15 protein-coding genes are annotated in these 17,399 nt (G+C 50.9%); 14 read left to right on the top strand and 1 reads right to left on the bottom strand.

What is annotated here, in order from left to right:
- The 7 genes from DW937_RS03030 to DW937_RS02995 are packed head-to-tail and all read left to right on the top strand — an operon-like array spanning position 1 to position 9,078.
- Entirely contained in the window at positions 1–1,038 is a 1,038-nt protein-coding gene (locus tag DW937_RS03030) for a virulence RhuM family protein (RefSeq protein WP_120120089.1), read from the top strand.
- Between the two features lie 2 nt (positions 1,039–1,040).
- On the top strand, positions 1,041–1,907 hold the full coding sequence (locus tag DW937_RS03025) for a hypothetical protein (protein WP_120120088.1): 867 nt from the start codon (positions 1,041–1,043) through the stop codon (positions 1,905–1,907).
- A complete protein-coding gene (locus tag DW937_RS03020; protein ID WP_243111409.1) occupies positions 1,900–3,774 on the top strand; it encodes a restriction endonuclease subunit S in 1,875 nt (624 codons plus the stop codon). The genes DW937_RS03025 and DW937_RS03020 overlap by 8 nt, the downstream gene beginning before the upstream one ends.
- Before the next feature lie 8 nt (positions 3,775–3,782).
- Positions 3,783–4,367: a restriction endonuclease subunit S gene (locus tag DW937_RS03010; RefSeq protein WP_207666628.1), complete on the top strand. Its 585-nt coding sequence runs from the start codon at positions 3,783–3,785 to the stop codon at positions 4,365–4,367.
- 8 nt (positions 4,368–4,375) lie between these two features.
- Positions 4,376–5,155, top strand: a complete 780-nt coding sequence (locus DW937_RS03005) for a hypothetical protein (protein ID WP_120120086.1) — start codon at positions 4,376–4,378, stop codon at positions 5,153–5,155.
- Positions 5,145–8,276, top strand: a complete 3,132-nt coding sequence (locus DW937_RS03000; protein WP_120120085.1) for a type I restriction endonuclease subunit R — start codon at positions 5,145–5,147, stop codon at positions 8,274–8,276. Before DW937_RS03005 ends, DW937_RS03000 begins: the two co-directional genes overlap by 11 nt.
- Positions 8,263–9,078, top strand: a complete 816-nt coding sequence (locus DW937_RS02995) for a hypothetical protein (protein WP_120120084.1) — start codon at positions 8,263–8,265, stop codon at positions 9,076–9,078. The genes DW937_RS03000 and DW937_RS02995 overlap by 14 nt, the downstream gene beginning before the upstream one ends.
- Positions 9,079–9,390: 312 nt before the next feature.
- On the opposite strand, the gene DW937_RS02990 is transcribed toward DW937_RS02995, so the two are convergent.
- Positions 9,391–11,346, bottom strand: a complete 1,956-nt coding sequence (locus tag DW937_RS02990; RefSeq protein ID WP_243111408.1) for a glycerophosphodiester phosphodiesterase family protein — start codon at positions 11,344–11,346, stop codon at positions 9,391–9,393.
- A 366-nt stretch (positions 11,347–11,712) separates the two neighbouring features.
- Here DW937_RS02990 and DW937_RS02985 point away from each other — a divergent pair, with 366 nt between their 5' ends.
- The 7 genes from DW937_RS02985 to gmk all read left to right on the top strand — a co-directional run bounded on the left by DW937_RS02985 (position 11,713) and on the right by gmk (position 17,382).
- Entirely contained in the window at positions 11,713–13,032 is a 1,320-nt protein-coding gene (locus tag DW937_RS02985) for a carboxyl transferase domain-containing protein (RefSeq protein WP_097777948.1), read from the top strand.
- Positions 13,033–13,081: 49 nt separating this feature from the next.
- Complete coding sequence (locus tag DW937_RS02980; protein WP_005940233.1) at positions 13,082–13,462, top strand: biotin/lipoyl-containing protein; 381 nt, start codon at positions 13,082–13,084, stop codon at positions 13,460–13,462.
- Positions 13,463–13,478: 16 nt separating this feature from the next.
- A complete protein-coding gene (locus tag DW937_RS02975; protein ID WP_005940236.1) occupies positions 13,479–14,882 on the top strand; it encodes an oxaloacetate decarboxylase subunit alpha in 1,404 nt (467 codons plus the stop codon).
- Positions 14,883–15,067: 185 nt separating this feature from the next.
- Positions 15,068–15,409: a transposase family protein gene (locus DW937_RS02970; RefSeq protein ID WP_118528073.1), complete on the top strand. Its 342-nt coding sequence runs from the start codon at positions 15,068–15,070 to the stop codon at positions 15,407–15,409.
- Positions 15,410–15,640: 231 nt separating this feature from the next.
- Complete coding sequence (locus DW937_RS02965) at positions 15,641–16,519, top strand: YicC/YloC family endoribonuclease (protein WP_097774851.1); 879 nt, start codon at positions 15,641–15,643, stop codon at positions 16,517–16,519.
- Positions 16,520–16,541: 22 nt separating this feature from the next.
- Positions 16,542–16,823, top strand: a complete 282-nt coding sequence (locus DW937_RS02960) for a DUF370 domain-containing protein (protein WP_005940246.1) — start codon at positions 16,542–16,544, stop codon at positions 16,821–16,823.
- Entirely contained in the window at positions 16,810–17,382 is a 573-nt protein-coding gene (gene gmk, locus DW937_RS02955) for a guanylate kinase (RefSeq protein ID WP_005940248.1), read from the top strand. Before DW937_RS02960 ends, gmk begins: the two co-directional genes overlap by 14 nt.
- The last annotated feature ends 17 nt before the right edge of the window (positions 17,383–17,399 follow it).

Genomic DNA, 17,399 nt, shown 5'->3' with positions numbered 1-17,399 from the left:
ATGGAAAACGAAAAGAAAGATTCTGCATTGGTACGTTCTTCTGCGGCAGAATACCTGACCTTTGTTGCCTCTACGGGCGAGGACAAGGACAGCATTGAGATGCGCTACGAGGATGAAAACATCTGGCTGACGCAAAAGATGATGGCGACCCTTTACCATGTGGGGCTTCCGACCATCAATGAGCATATCAAAAAGATTTATGCTGACCATGAGCAGGACGAAGCGGCAACTATTCGGAAATTCCGAATAGTTCAAAATGAGGGTGGCCGACAGGTTACTCGCAGCGTGAACCACTATAATCTGCAAATGATTATTGCGGTCGGCTTCAAGGTGAACAACCAGCGGGCGGTGCGGTTCCGTGTCTGGGCAAATCAGATCGTGGAGCAGTACACCATCAAGGGGTGGGCAATGGATGAGGAGCGCCTGAAAAACGGCGGCACAGTCCTGACCAAGAAATACTTTGAAGAGCAGTTGGAGCGCATCCGGGAGATTCGCATTTCGGAGCGCAACTTCTATCAGAAACTCACTGACATTTACGCTACTTCGCTGGATTATGACCGCAATGCGCTGACCACAAAAGAGTTCTTTGCGAAGGTACAGAACAAGATGCACTATGCCGTGCATCGCCATACGGCGGCAGAACTGATCTATGAACGTGCCGATGCCGAAAAGCCGCACATGGGGCTTCACACATGGAAGGATGCTCCCAACGGCAAAATCAAAAAGAGCGATGTTTCCGTGGCGAAAAACTACTTGACCGAAGATGAAATGAAATCTATGGAACTGATCGTGTCGGCTTACCTCGACCTTGCCGAAAATCGCGCCCGCCGTCATATCCCCATGACCATGGAGGACTGGGCCAAGCGGCTGGACATCTATTTGCAGGCGGATGATCTGGAAGTGCTGAAAGATGCAGGAAAAATCTCGGCGCAGCTGGCAAAGATGCACGCCGAAACGGAGTTTGAAAAGTACCGTGTGGTGCAGGATCGACTGTACCAGAGCGATTTTGACAGGTATTTGGAGGAAAACTTGGAGTAAAGATGAGCCTTGAGATTTGGAGCTTCCTAGTAGATGTAAGTTCACTGATTGTAACAACTGTATTGACTATTAAAATTTATAGGTTAGAGCGTTCACATGAAAAAGAACGTGAACAAATGGAAGTGGAGGCGCGGAAAAAAGCTGTTGTTGAAGCGGCAAGAGTTTTTCTGATTGATAACGAAGATGAAATAGAATACTTGCCGTTGTCAGTGATTGCAAAGAGCCTGAATCTCAAAAGAAAGCATCATAGAGCGATAACGACCAAGTTTTTAAGATGTAGTGAGGAAGTCCAAAAGGAAATTCTGAAGCAAGTCAATTTTCAGCCGATAGAGGTTTCTAAAGAACAGGTAAGTACGGTGCTGAAACTATTAAGAGACGATATTAAAACATACTGTTTTGGTCGAGATGTTTTGTATGATGGAGCTAAATACTTTCATCGAGCGATGGAGCGTTATTCGGATAAAGAAATTGAAACTGTAAATCCGTACATATTTGAGGACATAAAGCGAACACACTTTTATCAAGGTGATTCGCTCAAATTATTAAAAGATACGAGCTATAACGGAACGCTATACGGATATATGCACGATTATATTCACTCAGCCGATTTGGGGAAATCTAAATGGCTACTGCAGCCACCAATTGATATGGTTTTGTCGCAATGCGATTTAGCTGGATGCCCAGAAGATATAATGACATTCTGGATGATGCGAATCGTTATTGACTGTTGCCGGGTATTTGCTGAATCAGAAGAAGATTTTATTTTCGATGAAGATTTGATCAAAACACAGGAAGATATGTACTATTATGCGGTGATGGTGTTGTATAATACATATATTGCAAAGAAAGTAGAGGACGCGGATGAGTAAGCTGGATGAGCTGATTCGGGAGCTTTGCCCGGATGGGGTAGAATATAAGACATTAGGCGAGATAGGAAAATTTTACGGAGGACTAACAGGAAAATCAAAGAAAGATTTTGAGAACGGAAATGAAGTATTTATAACATATAAGAATGTTTATTCGAACCCCGCAATAGATATTTATCCAAATGATAAAGTGAAAATAGCGGTCGGCGAAAAACAAAGAACATTGGAATATGGAGATATAGTTTTTACAGGTTCATCGGAGACGCCGGACGAGTGCGGCTTTTCATCGGTTGTTACAAGAAAGCCGGATAGAAAATTATATCTGAATAGCTTTTGCTTTTTCTTCCGTTTAGATAATCCCAAAGTGCTGTTACCTGACTTTTCAAAACACCTTTTTAGGTCGAGCGAACTAAGGTTCCAAATTGGAAAAACAGCTAGTGGAGTGACGCGGTACAATGTTTCTAAGGACAAAATGGCAAAAGTAGAAATTCCACTTCCACCTCTTGAAATTCAGCGTGAAATTGTTCGGATTCTGGACAGTTTCACAAAGCTTACAGCGGAGCTTACAGCGGAGCTTACAGCTAGAAAAACGCAGTATAGCTTCTACCGAGAAAGACTGCTGGATAAAACGAAAATAAAGGCATCGGCGGTTGAAATCAGAAATCTCGGAAAATGGTCGGGCGGCAAAACTCCTTCCATGGCAGAAAAGAAATACTGGGATAATGGTACAATTCCATGGGTGTCATCAAAAGATGTTAAACAACCGATTTTGTCAGACACAACTGACCATATCACGAATGTAGCAGTTGATGAAGCATCTATGACGGTATATCCGGCTGGGAGTGTGGCAATCGTTACACGGTCAGGGATTTTGCGGCACACATTCCCGGTTACTTATATTCCGTTTGAAACGACGGTAAATCAGGATATTAAAATTCTGGTGACAAAAGAAGGGATATCTTCTCGGTATGTTTCTCATGCGTTGCAAGCCTATGGAGAGAACATTCGCAGAACGACCAAGAAACAGGGCGGGACAGTTGATTCTCTTGATTTTCAGAAAGTTTTGGCCTATAAAATTCCCGTTCCTCCTCTTGATGTCCAAAACCGCATTGTAAATGTGCTGGACAACTTTGAGCAGATTTGCTCCGACCTCAACATTGGCTTGCCTGCTGAAATCGAAGCCCGGCAGAAGCAGTACGAATATTACCGGGATAAGCTCTTGACATTTGCAGAAACCGGCGACACAATTTTGAACGGAACGGAACGGAACGGAACGGAACGGAACGGAACGGAACGGAACGGAACGGAACGGAACGGAACGGAACGGAACGGAACGGAACGGAACGGAACGGAACGGAACGGAACGGAACGGAACGGAACGGAACGGAACGGAACGGAACGGAACGGAACGGAACGGAACGGAACGGAACGGAACGGAACGGAACGGAACGGAACGGAACGGAACGGAACGGAACGGAACGGAACGGAACGGAACGGAACGGAACGGAACGGAACGGAACGGAACGGAACGGAACGGAACGGAACGGAACGGAACGGAACGGAACGGAACGGAACGGAACGGAACGGAACGGAACGGAACGGAACGGAACGGAACGGAACGGAACGGAACGGAACGGAACGGAACGGAACGGAACGGAACGGAACGGAACGGAACGGAACGGAACGGAACGGAACGGAACGGAACGGAACGGAACGGAACGGAACGGAACGGAACGGAACGGAACGGAACGGAACGGAACGGAACGGAACGGAACGGAACGGAACGGAACGGAACGGAACGGAACGGAACGGAACGGAACGGAACGGAACGGAACGGAACGGAACGGAACGGAACGGAACGGAACGCTGATTAAGCTCTTGCAGTATGTATTTGGCTATGTAAGGATTCCTTTAGGTGATGTGGGTTCTATCTGTATGTGCAAGCGTATTTTGAAGAGTCAGACAAATACGGTGAGAGGCGTTCCGTTCTATAAAATTGGAACCTTTGGAAAAGAAGCTGATGCCTATATTTCGCAGGAAACATTTGACGAATACCAATCAAAGTATAATTTTCCGAAAAAAGGCGATGTGCTGATTTCTGCAGCGGGAACGATTGGCAGAACAGTTGTTTATGATGGGAAGCCTGCATACTTCCAAGATTCTAACATCGTTTGGATTGATAACGATGAAAGTATTGTTTTGAATAGCTATCTTCGCTACTGCTATGAACTGAAACCGTGGAAAGCATCTGAGGGTGGAACAATTCCGAGATTGTACAATGACAATATTGCAAAGGCTGTGATTGCAGTACCGTCTATTGAGGAACAGAAGCGCGTTGTTTCTATTCTTGACCGTTTTGATGCTATCCGCAATGATTTGACCGGCGGTCTGCCCGCAGAGATTGAAGCGAGACGAAAGCAGTACGAGTATTACAGGGATAAACTGTTAAACTTTAGAAAGTGAGGAGAAAAATGGATAACCAAACGTTATTTGATGTGAAGAATGCGGTCGAAGTAATGTCGAAAGCATTAAAGCTGTTTGTCGAAAAAATAACGGAATTGATGAATTGGTATCACATTAACCAGGATACCATAAACGAATATCTTAAGACGTTTGGTAATCTTATCCTTTGGAGAAATGCGGTAAACAGGTTGAGTGAAAATCAGATTGTATTTACGGAACAGTTGTCCGGGGATATGATTGAAAAAGTGAATAAGTCAACAAATGTAGATGAGGTTATACTTGAATACTATACGGAAAATGAAGAAAAGTGCTTGAGAAATCTTGTTGAGCGCTGTGGCGCAGCGGAATGCGTTATAGCATACAAGAAACTGTACCCTCAAATTGTGATTGCAGCGGAAATGGGATGCTTTCAGCTTGCATGTCTAGGGTTGTTTTCGCTGGAGGATGGTATTTTGTCGGACATTGTGAACCAGCCAAAAAATACTAGCTTCAAAAAACGAATGAGAGAAATTGAGGATAAGATCAACAACAAAATACCTCCGTCCCAAACAGATTTGAAGGTTTTTGCAGTGATGATTTCAATTGGTGCATTTCAGGAGACCGCTTTTGGAAATTCAGACTTTGATAAGCCGGAACCGAGTTACTTGAATCGACATTGGACATTACATGGCAGAAGTCATCGGGATTTTACAAAAATGGATTATATTAAAATGCTCTTGAGTTTGGATGCTTTGATTTTTATGGCAAATTTGGCTGAACGGACAGAGGAAAAAACAGATGAATTATAATGTTGTTGCGGCAACCAATGAAGATACCGTTGTTGCCACCTATGAACCCTCCAAGGTGCGCTCTGACAGCTACCAGAGTGAGGCAGAACTGGAGAAAGAATTTATCCGGCTGTTGTGCGAGCAGGGCTATACCTATCTGCCGCTGCATACCGAGGATGAACTGATTGCTAACCTCCGCAGTCAACTGGAAGAGCTGAACCACTACCAGTTTTCCGATACGGAGTGGCGGCAGTTTTTCAGTGATGTAATTGCCAACCCCAACGAGCATATTCCCGAAAAGACCCGGAAGATTCAGGAAGACAATGTGCAGGTATTGCACCGGGATGATGGCAGTTCTAAAAACATCACGCTGATCGACAAGAAGAACATCCACAACAACCGCCTGCAGGTCATCAACCAGTATGAGGTAAAACAAGCAGACGGCGCACGGCATGATAACCGCTACGATGTGACGATTTTGGTCAATGGCTTTCCGCTGGTTCATGTGGAACTGAAGCGGCGCGGGGTGGCCATCCGGGAGGCGTTCAACCAAATCAACCGCTATCAGCGGGATTCGTTCTGGGCGGGCTGCGGTTTATATGAGTATGTGCAGATTTTTGTGATCTCCAACGGCACAAATACCAAGTACTACTCCAACAGCACCCGCTACAATGCCATCAAGGACGCCAAACACGGCAAGATCAAGAAGGAAAAGACCAGCAATAGCTTTGAATTTACCTCCTACTGGGCCGATGCGAATAACCGTGTGCTGACGGATCTGATCGACTTTACCCGGACATTCTTTGCAAAGCACACGATTCTGAGCGTACTGACCCGGTATTGCATCTTTACCTCAGAAAAGATGCTGATGGTGATGCGCCCATATCAGATCACGGCAACCGAGAGGATATTGAACCGCATCGAGATCGCCAACAACTACAAAAAGTATGGCAGCATCGAGGGCGGCGGCTACATCTGGCACACCACTGGCTCCGGCAAGACGCTGACCTCCTTCAAAACGGCACGGCTGGCATCGCAGCTGCCCTACATCGACAAGGTACTGTTTGTGGTAGACCGCAAGGACTTGGACTACCAGACTATGAAAGAGTATGACCGCTTCGAGAAGGGAGCGGCAAACTCCAACACCAGCACCACGATTCTGAAACGCCAGTTGGAAAACCCGGAAGCCCATATCATCATTACCACCATCCAGAAGCTGGCGACCTTCATCAAGAAGAATCCGGGACATGAGGTCTACCAGAAGCACGTTGTGATCATCTTTGATGAGTGCCACCGCAGCCAGTTCGGTGATATGCACAAGGCCATTGTCCACAATTTCAAAAAGTACCACCTGTTCGGCTTTACAGGAACGCCGATTTTTGCAGTCAACGCAGGAAGCTCCACTGATCCACGCTATTTCACCACGGCGCAGACGTTCGGCGACCAACTGCACACCTACACCATCGTTGATGCCATCAACGACAAGAATGTGCTGCCGTTCCGTGTGGATTACATCAAAACGATGGATGCAGAGCCAGACATGGACGATAAACAGGTTTGGGATATCGACCGGGAAAAGGCGTTCATGGCACCCAAGCGTATTTCTCTGGTGACAAAGTACATCCTTGACCACTTTGACCAGAAAACCTATCGGGGAGACAAATCGTATGAGTTTAATCTGCTGACGAATGTGGCAGAGGTGGCCTCTGCCCAGCGTGGTGCGGTGGAGGAAATTAAGCAAAAACAGCGCGTCAGCGGTTTTAATTCGATTTTCTGCGTGGCATCTGTGCCGATGGCAAAGCTGTATTATCAGGAGTTCAAAAAGCAGATGGCGGCAGACCCGACCAAGCGGCTGCGCATTGCCACCATTTACAGCTATGGAGCCAATGAAGCGGAAACGGATGGCATTCTGGACGAGGAAAACCCGGAAGATACCTCCAACCTTGACCAGAGCAGCCGGGATTTTCTGGATGCCGCCATTCAGGATTACAACGAGATGTTCCACACGAACTATTCTACCGATGGCGAACGGTTCCAGAATTACTACAAAGATGTATCGCTCCGCATGAAGAACAAGGAGCTTGACCTGCTGATCGTGGTCAATATGTTCCTGACAGGCTTTGATGCCACGACCCTGAACACCCTGTGGGTGGACAAGAACCTGAAGATGCACGGTCTGATTCAGGCGTTCAGCCGGACAAACCGTATCCTGAACAGCATCAAGACCTTTGGCAATATCGTCTGCTTCCGCAACCTGCAAAAGCGAGTGGATGCGGCAATTTCGCTGTTTGGAGATAAAAATGCGGGCGGCATCGTTCTGCTGCGCAAATACGCGGACTATTACCACGGTTATACGGATGAGCAGGGAAAATACCATCAGGGTTATACTGACATGATCGATGACCTGACGCAGAAGTTCCCGCTGACAGAGCCGCAGATCGTCGGAGAGCAGAACCAGAAGAACTTTATCGTGCTGTTTGGTGCGCTGCTGCGGATGCGGAACTTGTTATCTTCCTTTGATGATTTCAAAGGCAACGAGCTGATCTCGGAACGGGATTTGCAGGACTATTTGGGCCGCTATCAGGATTTGCAGGATGAATGGCGTAACAAGAAGCACGATGAAACCAAAGAGGATATCACGGATGATGTGGTGTTCGAGGTGGAGCTGATTCGGCAGGTCGAAATTAATATTGACTACATTCTGATGCTGGTCAAAAAGTACCATGACACCTATTGCGATGACAAAGAGGTGCTCATCACGATTCGCAAGGCGATTGATGCCAGCCCGGAACTGCGTAGCAAAAAGCAGCTGATTGAAACCTTTATTGCAGGGGTCAACGATGTGGATGACGTGATGGCAGAGTGGAACACTTATGTGTCCGAACAGCGGGAGAAAGAGCTTGCAAAGATCATCCAAGAGGAAAAGCTGAAGGAGCCGGAAACGCGCAAGTATCTGGCCAATGCGTTCCGGGATGGTGAGATCAAAACTGTGGGCACTGATATTGACAAACTGATGCCTCCTGTTTCCCGCTTCGGCGGCGGTGGCCGTGCGCAGAAAAAACAGGGCGTGATTGATAGGTTGAAAGGCTTCTTCGATAAGTTCTTTGGGATTGGTGGAAATAACTTCAATGAAAAAGATTGAGTATACAATTATTAATGCGTTGAATAAATGGAAACTTTCAATAGCTGATAGATTAGGCAATCCGCTTATATATGACTATCAAAAAACATTATTAAAGCTTACGATAGTATTGGTTGGAGCAATTCTGGTTGTGATAAGAGAGTCAACAGCACCATTACTGATTGATAACAAAATGTTTCGACTTCTGTTTTGTTCTGAGTCAGCAGGAGATAAAACTTTTTATAATATCTGCGTAAGCATTATAGCAGCATACATATTTTATGTCGTACAAGTGTATATTCCTGAAAAACATAAAATGAAAAAATATATATCAATCTTCTCAAAAGAACATCGATACGAAATATTTTTGCTAAATCAATATCTTTTGGCATGGGAGAAGTTTATAGATGAAGAAGAAGGAAAATGCTTTTTCTGCGAATTCAGCTATGAGCTGAACCATAAAATAAGTGGAGCGATAACTGAATCAACTTATGAAGAGACAATTGAAGCACTAACAGAAAATATTGAGAGAATTGTGACTCATAAATATTTTGATGAGTGCGATATAGCATATAAGGATTTTATAGTTCGGACATATCAGGTTGTAAGGGGACATTTAAAGTATATGGATGACAAATTTCCGAGATGGAGTGAAGAGCCTTTATATGCAAAAGATTATCGACTCATCTATAAAGTTGTTTTTGACGATCTGCGAAGAATTCAAAGAAGACTGGAGACAATGGAAAAATATAAACTTCGCTTAATAAAGACATCCCCCTATGGGGGAAAGTCGGAAACACAGAAGTTGGCGGCATTGTTATGAAAGGGGGATTGCACAATTTAAAATCTACTGCTATAATATTCACAGAGATCCCGCTGGTTGCGTGATACTATCCTGATACTAAAAAATCAGCAAGCCACATCTAGCACAGCAATCTCATGGAAAAGTGAACATCCAAGGATAGATTTACTAAACAAATTTGATTAGTAAAGAAATAAACCTACCGAGCTCGAGTAAGCTTTCTTGATAAAACTGGATCAGGTAAACTTGTAAGCCCCCTGCCGGTGATGAACTGGCAGGGGGCTTTTTATGTGTGTACGGGTAGTTTAACAGAATACTTGATCTTTGCCGCGATTACGACGCATCCAGCAATTCGTCCGGGTCCTCGATGGCTTCTTCGATGGTCTCTTCCTCAGGAGTGGGTTCATCGACATCGGACGGAGCGAACAGGTCACGGATGGAGTCGCGCAGGAGGACGAGGCTGTTGTCAAGGTCGGCATCCTCGCTCAGCAGCTGCTGGATCATATCCGGCTTATCGGTGATCAGGTCGTCCACGCCGATGCTCAGCAGTTCGCTGGCATCCTCTTCGCGGTTGACGGTCCATGCGGAGATCGTCTTGCTGCGCTTATGGATCTGCTGCACCATACCGGAGGTGATAAAGGTGGACTGTACGCTGAAGAAATCTGCGGCAGGCAGATCGTAATAACTGCCCACGCCCAGTGCAAGGATATAGCCGGTCCGGATCTCCGGTGCCAGCTCCTTGACCTTGCAGAGGGTCTCATAACTCTGCGAGGTGATGGTGCAGTCCTGCGCAAAGCCTTTTTCGCGGATGATGCGGATGGTTTCCGCTTCCAGCTCCGGGGTGGCGGCATTGGGCTTGATCTCAATGTTCAGCTGGATCTTACCTTTGCACAGATCCAGCACTTCTTCCAGTGTGGGAACTTTGGCACCAGTGTACTTCTGGCCGAACCAGCGCCCGGCATCCAGCTTGCGAACCTCGTTATAGGTCAGGTCGTAGATGTTCTCGTTGCGGCCGGTGCAGCGGCGCAGGCTGGTATCGTGGGTCACCATGACCACGCCGTCCCTGGTCATCTGCACATCCAGCTCGGCCCACTCGCAGCCCTGATCGATGGCCAGCTGGAAAGCAGGCAGGGTATTTTCCGGTGCGGCAGCGGAGTAGCCGCGGTGCGCGGTGACTACCGGCGCAACGCCGCCCAGCATGGAGAGCAGCTCGTCGTCTCTGGGTAGGGCAAGGTAACAGAATGCCAGCGCAAAGGTGAGCAGAGTAGCACCCGCAACGGATGCACCCAGAAGCAGCCTGCCGGTGGAACGGTGATGCTTTCCGCTCTGGACCGGCTCCGGCTCAGAGGGGAGCTGCTCCCGCAGGCGGCAGTGCAGCATGACGAGGATCGTGCACTGCGCCATGGTGATGGCGCAGTCGATCAGGAACTGGAAGAAAGGCATCTCAATGGCCAGCGCCGCGCGGGACAGTGCAAACATGGCCTGTGTGCTCTGCAGCCCGACCGCGATGATGATGCCGTACAGCGGCACGGCAACCGCTGCCGTCAGCAGCAGGGAACGCAGGACGACCGAGAGGTTCCAGCGCAGCAGCAAAAGAAAAGCACGGAAGACGCGCCTGCGGATGCAGCAAAAGCTTTCCTTTACCGACTGCCACAGGCTTTTGCGCTCCAGCACGAACAGCGGCAGCACCAGCACCCAGCTGACACAGAGGAACAGCAGGGCGGCACCGGCAGCCAGATAGAGCAGGTAATACCGGCTGTTTGCCCGGATGACACCCATGATGTATTCCGGCACGGCAAGCTGCGTGATATAGTTATAGGAGAGAAAAAAATTGGTGAACGGGATCAGCACGGCACTGTAGACCAGAACGAGCCAGTTCTGCGGCAGGAATGCGTGGCGGATATCTGCAAGAGAGGTGCGCAGCAGGGCAGGCAGGCGGATCGTTTCGCCCTTGCGGGCAAGATCCAGCCCATGCAGCAGGACGGAAAACTCATACAGCGCCCAGAACGCGGTCAGGATGGCAATGAGCGTGATGCACAGGATGATCGCGGGGGAGGAAAAGATATCGGAAGCGTTGTTGTTGCTCAGGTAGTGCATGGGTGCGAACCGCAGCGTGAGCGACCAGAGCTGCTGCATCAGGGGGACGAACAGCAGGTTCGTCGCAGCCTTATACAGGACGATGACCGCGAGCAGGGGGATCTCGGCGCGGCGGATGACAGCCCGGGCAGAGCGCTTCATGGAGTTGTAGGTTTCGTTGGAGGCGCGGAGTGAAGTGAGCAGATCTTTCAATTTGACATGGCCTTCTTTTTATATTCTGCAAAATGACCCGCCCCGAAGCTTCCCGGCGGGCTGTTCTGCGAAAAAAATTTACATATTAAATATAGTGTAACATAACTTCTTATAAAATAAAATGCAGCAGGGACAGACAGAATCCACAAAATTGAAAGAGAATTTTTGACAGCCGAGTATGCGGCGCAAAATGCCCGCAAAAAGGCGAGAAAGTTGAGAAACGATGAATCGTTAAAAAATTGTAGAACTTTGCGCGACAGATGTTGATTCGCATGGACTTTTATAGAATCTCTTGCATTTTTATGGAAAATTCAGTATAATAAAACTAATTTTGAAAGCTCACACAGACAACCAGGAGGTCTTACCATGGCTTCAAAGATCAATAAGGGAGAAATCCTCGCCAAGTTTTTTGATGACGGGGAATACACTGCACTGTTTGCTGACGGTGCAGTGAGCGCTGCCTGCGGCTATGCGGCAGGTCAGCAGGCTTACGCTGTTTACCAGAACGGCGAAGCTGTTACCGTAAAGGATGTTGAAAAGAACATCAAGGTTCTGGAGATGGCAGCACAGACTGGCTGCCCGGTCGTCACCTTCTATAACTCCGTTGGCGCAAAGCTGGCTGAGGGTCTGGACGTGCTGACCGCCAGCGCAAAGCTGAATGCGCAGATCGCAAAGGTTTCCGGCGTGATCCCGCAGGTGGCTGTTGTTCTGGGTGTCTGCGGCGGCACCAGCGCACTGAGCGCTGCCAATGCAGATGTCTGCATCATGGCTGAGGGCGCAGAGCTGTTCTTCACCGCTCCGTTCACCTCTGCTGCCAAGGGCGACAAGGTGACCGATGCCGGCACCGCAGCCGCCGCTGCAAAGGCTGGCGTGGCCGCCATTGTGGCACCCACTGCTGAGGAAGCTGCCGAGAAAGCTGCTCACATCGTGGGCCTGCTGCCGGCCAACAACCTGACCGGCCCTGCGATCTTTGAGTTCGAGCAGCCCACTGCTGCTCTGGCTGCCGGTGCAGAGCCTGCAAAGGCTGCTGCTGCCGTGGTCGATAAGGACAGCGCTGTGGAGCTGTATGCAGGCTTTGGCAAGTCTGTTTACACTGCATTTGCCACCGTGGGCGGCAACGCCGTGGGCGTTGTGGCCACCGGCAAGACCCTGTGCCACAACTGCGTGGCCAAGGCTTCCCGCTTTGTGCGTCTGTGCGATGCCTTCAGCGTGCCGGTGATCACCATTGTGGATACCGAGGGCTTTGTGCCCAGCGCGACCGACGACATTGCAGGCGGCATCCGTGAGGCTGCCCGTCTGGCTGCTACCTATGCCGACGCTACCACCGCAAAGGTGGCTGTGCTGGCTGGCAAGGCCGTCGGCCCTGTTTACACCGCTCTGGCTGCTGCCGATCTGCGCATTGCCGTGGCTGGCTGCACCGTCAGCGCACTGGAACCCAGCGCAGCGGTCAGCGTCCTGTACAAGGAAGAGATCGATGCTTCCGACAACATCATTGCAGCCACCAACGCAAAGGCTGCTGCTTACACCGCCGAGGTGTGCAGCGCAGCAAATGCAGTTGCCTGCGGCGCTGCTGACCTGACCTGCGATGCAGCCAATGTGCGTGCAAGCGTTGTTGCCGCACTGGAACTGCTGAGCACCAAGCGTGCTGCCCGCCTGCCCAAGAAGCACGGCAACATGGCTCTGTAATCGTCTGTATAAATCTTTTTGATACGATTTTGATTTGGAGGATCCTTCCATGAAGTACTACAATATTACCGTCAATGGCGTTGCTTACAGCGTCTCCGTGGAGGAGACTGCCGCTGGTGCTGCTCCGGTTGCTGCTGCAGCTCCTGCCGCACCCGCTGCTCCTAAGGCTGCTCCGGCTCCCGCTGCTGCTCCCAAGGCTGCTGCAGGCGCTGCTGGTGCCGTTGCCGTCAAGGCTCCCATGCCCGGCAACATTCTGGATGTCAAGGTCAAGGCCGGTGCATCCGTGAAGGCTGGCGACGTGCTGGTGATCCTGGAGGCCATGAAGATGGAGAACGAGATCGTTGCTCCGCAGGATGGCACTGTGGCTTCCATCAACGTCAACAAGGGCGACACCGTCAACTCCGGTGACGTTCTGGTTTCCATGAACTAAGGGAGAGGTGACAATCATGGCCAAAAAGCCGATCAAGGTTACTGAGGTCGTCCTGCGCGATGCCCACCAGTCTCTGCTGGCCACCCGCATGACCATGGATGAGATGCGTCCCATCCTGCCGGAAATGGATAAGATCAACTACTTCTCCGTGGAGTGCTGGGGCGGCGCTACGTTCGACAGCTGCATCCGCTTTCTGGACGAAGACCCGTGGGAGCGCCTGCGCATCCTGCGCAAGGAGCTGCCCCACCAGAAGCTGCAGATGCTGTTCCGCGGCCAGAACATGCTGGGCTACCGCCCCTACGCAGACGATGCCGTTGAGTACTTTGTGCAGAAGTCTGTTGCAAACGGCATCGACGTGATCCGTATTTTCGATGCACTGAACGATCCGCGCAACCTGCAGACCGCCATCAAGGCAGCCAACAAGGAAGGCGCTCATGTGCAGGGCTGCATCAGCTACACCCTCAGCCCCGTGCACAACAACGAGTACTTTGCAGCCTACGCTAAGACCCTGGAGGAGATGGGCGCAAACTCCATCTGCATCAAGGATATGGCCGGTCTGCTGACCCCCTATACCTGCTACGATCTGGTGAAGAAGCTGAAGGAGACCGTCAGCATCCCTGTTGACATCCACAGCCACTACACCGCAGGTCTGGCTTCCATGTCCATCCTGAAGGGCATCGAGGCGGGTGCCGACATCATCGATACCGCCATGAGCCCCCTGAGCCTGGGCACCAGCCACATGCCCACCGAGAGTCTGGTCGCTGCCCTGCAGGGCACCGATTACGACACCGGTCTGGATCTGAAGCAGCTGAACGTTGTGCGCGCATACTTTGCAAAGCTGCGCGAGAAGTACATTGCCAACGGCCAGATCAGCCCGAAGAGCCTGGGCGTGGATGCAAACACCCTGCTGTATCAGGTGCCGGGCGGCATGTTCTCCAACATGCTCAAACAGCTGAAGGATGCCGGCAAGGAAGATAAGCTGGACGAAGTGCTGGCAGAGATCCCCCGCGTCCGCGAGGATGCAGGCTATCCGCCGCTGGTCACCCCCACCAGCCAGATCGTTGGTACGCAGGCTGTGTTCAACGTGATCCTGGGCGAGCGCTACAAGATGGTCACCAAGGAGTTCAAGGGTCTGGTCCACGGTGATTACGGCAAGACTCCCGCTCCCATCAAGCCCGAGTTCACCAAGAAGATCCTGGGCGACGAGCAGCCCATTACCTGCCGCTTTGCTGATACTCTGGCTCCTGAGATGGACAAGCTGAAGGCAGAAGCTGCCAAGTGGGCAACGCAGGAAGAGGATGTGCTGACCTACGCAATGTTCCCGCAGGTGGCACCCAAGTTCTTTGAAAAGCGCAATGCCAAGAAGCAGGGCGTGGACGGCGACCATGTGGACTACACCAATCAGTCTCATCCCGTCTGATCTTTCATAACGGATTCAGGAGCTTCCCGCTTTTGCGGCGGGAGGCTCCTTTTTGTGTTTTGCACCGGATCTGGCCCCAAAAATGGGCGGCGGCTCATTGACATGAAAATCCATCCATTTTATAATGAATCAAAATGGATGCAGCCGACACCCGGGCATCCCCGGAAAAAGAAGAGGTGATCTGCATGAGAAGCATCACGGTACAGCGCCTTGCGGAATTTACAGAGCAAGATTATGAATTTACCTTCGGCATCACTCGGAAGGAATTTGCCCAGATGCTGGAAGCACTGAATGCGGCTTATTGCAAGGAGCACCGGCGCAGGCCGCATTTTACCAAGATCACAATGCAGGATAAGCTGGTGCTGACTTTGCTCTACCGCCGCGAGTACCGCAGCATGGAGAACATTGCGGCAGAATACGGTGTCTCCCGCGATACCATTGCGGACAATATCCACTGGGTGGAGCGCGCGCTGCTGAACGCAAATCTGCTGCAGAACAGCGTGACCTGCGTATATAAAACCAACTGAAACAGGCTCTGATACAGGATCGGAAGATTTTGTATCAGAGCTTTTTTGCTTTGCACCGTGTATTGCGGCCGGTTTTGGCGGCGGCACGCAACAGTGCACCTTGAATTTTGGGCCGAAGAATAGTAAAATGAAACTATATGTATCGTAACATGGGTTTGTGTACCCAAAGGCGGATACGTATACTGAAACTTGTAAGCTGAAACACTGAAAATGTAAGAACAGGAGAGCGTTATGATCTTAAGCATGACCGGCTTTGGCCGGGGGACTGCTGTGCGCAATGGCCGTGAGATCACGGTGGAGCTGCGCAGCGTGAATTCCCGCTACTTTGAGTATTCTTCGCGCATCCCGCGCACCTGCAGTTATCTGGACAGCCGCCTGAAAAAGCAGCTCAACGAACGCATTTCCCGCGGCAAGGTGGAGCTGAGCATGACCGTGCAGAATGTGGACGCTGCCGATACGGTGGTGGCCGTCAACATGGAGCTGGCACGCAGCTACCAGCAGGCCATGCGGGATATTTCGGAACAGCTGGGTGTCAAGAACGATATCTCTGCGGGCGTGCTGACCCGCTTCCCGGATGTGCTCACCACCCGCCACGCGGATGTGGACGAGGAACAGCTGTGGGAAGATGTTTCTGCCGTTACCGCACAGGCGCTGGACCGCTTTGTGGAGATGCGCGCCGCCGAGGGTGCCAAGATGAAGGCAGACGTGGAAAACCGCCTGAACTTCCTCGAGGAGTGCGTGGGCAGGGTGGAGACTTTGAGCGCAGGCCGCGTGGAAGCCTACACCAACCGCCTGTACGAGAAACTCAAGGTCATTCTGGAGGACCGCGATATCGACGATGCCCGCGTGCTGACCGAGGCCGCTATTTTTGGTGATAAGACCGCTGTGGATGAAGAAACGGTGCGCCTGCGCAGCCACATTGCGCAGTACCGCGATATCCTCAAGCTGGACGAGCCGGTGGGCCGCAAGTTGGACTTTTTGACGCAGGAGCTGAACCGCGAGACCAATACCATCGGCTCCAAGTGTCAGGATCTGGATATCACCCGCATCGTGGTGGATATGAAGGCGGAGATCGAAAAGATCCGCGAACAGATCCAGAATCTGGAGTGATACAGAAAATTCGGAGGGGTTTATGAAGCTCATCAACATCGGGTTTGGCAATATGGTCAGTGCAGGCCGTGTGGTGGCAGTGGTCAGCCCGGACTCCGCCCCGGTCAAGCGCCTTGTAAAGGAAGCGCGGGAGCGCGGAATGCTGATCGATGCATCCTATGGCCGCAGCACCCGTGCAGTGCTTATCATGGACTCCGATCACGTGGTGCTCTCGGCGCTTCAGCCGGAAACGGTGGCCAACCGTGCGGCAGGGCAGGAGGGCAAAACACCAGCAGAGGAGGAACAGACCCATGGCGAACGATAAATATTTGTTTGTGGTCTCCGGCGCGGCCGGTACCGGCAAGGACAGCGTGGTGAAGGCACTGCGCGAAGCACACCCGGAGATCGAAAAGACTGTTTCCGCCACCACCCGCGCACCGCGTCCCGGTGAGCAGGAGGGCGTGGATTATTATTACCGCACCCGGGAGCAGTTCCAGCAGCTGATCGAGAACGATCAGGTGGTGGAGCACAACTTCTACAATGGCAACTACTACGGTACCCTGCGCGAGGAAGTGGACAAGCGCCTTGCAGCCCGGAAGGTGGTCGTTCTGGTCATCGATGTGCACGGCGCAGCGAACATCCGCCGCATGTTCCCGGGCGCGACCACCGTGTTCCTGCTGCCGCCGTCGGTGGAGGAGCTGGAGCGCCGTCTGCGGGGCCGCGGCACCGAGACCGAGGACAGCATTCAGGAACGTCTTGCCACCGCCCGGCAGGAGCTGGCCCAGCAGGATAAATTCACCCTGAAGCTGGTCAACGACCAGGTCGATACCTGCGCCGATGCACTGTATCAGGCCATCTGCCAGCGCATTGGTGCCGCAGAATAACATTTTGAAGGAGCTGG

The sequence above is a fragment of the Faecalibacterium sp. AM43-5AT genome (assembly GCF_003603345.1).
In the GTDB taxonomy this organism is placed as follows: domain Bacteria; phylum Bacillota; class Clostridia; order Oscillospirales; family Ruminococcaceae; genus Faecalibacterium; species Faecalibacterium taiwanense.
This window is presented reverse-complemented; position numbering and strand designations above follow the sequence as displayed.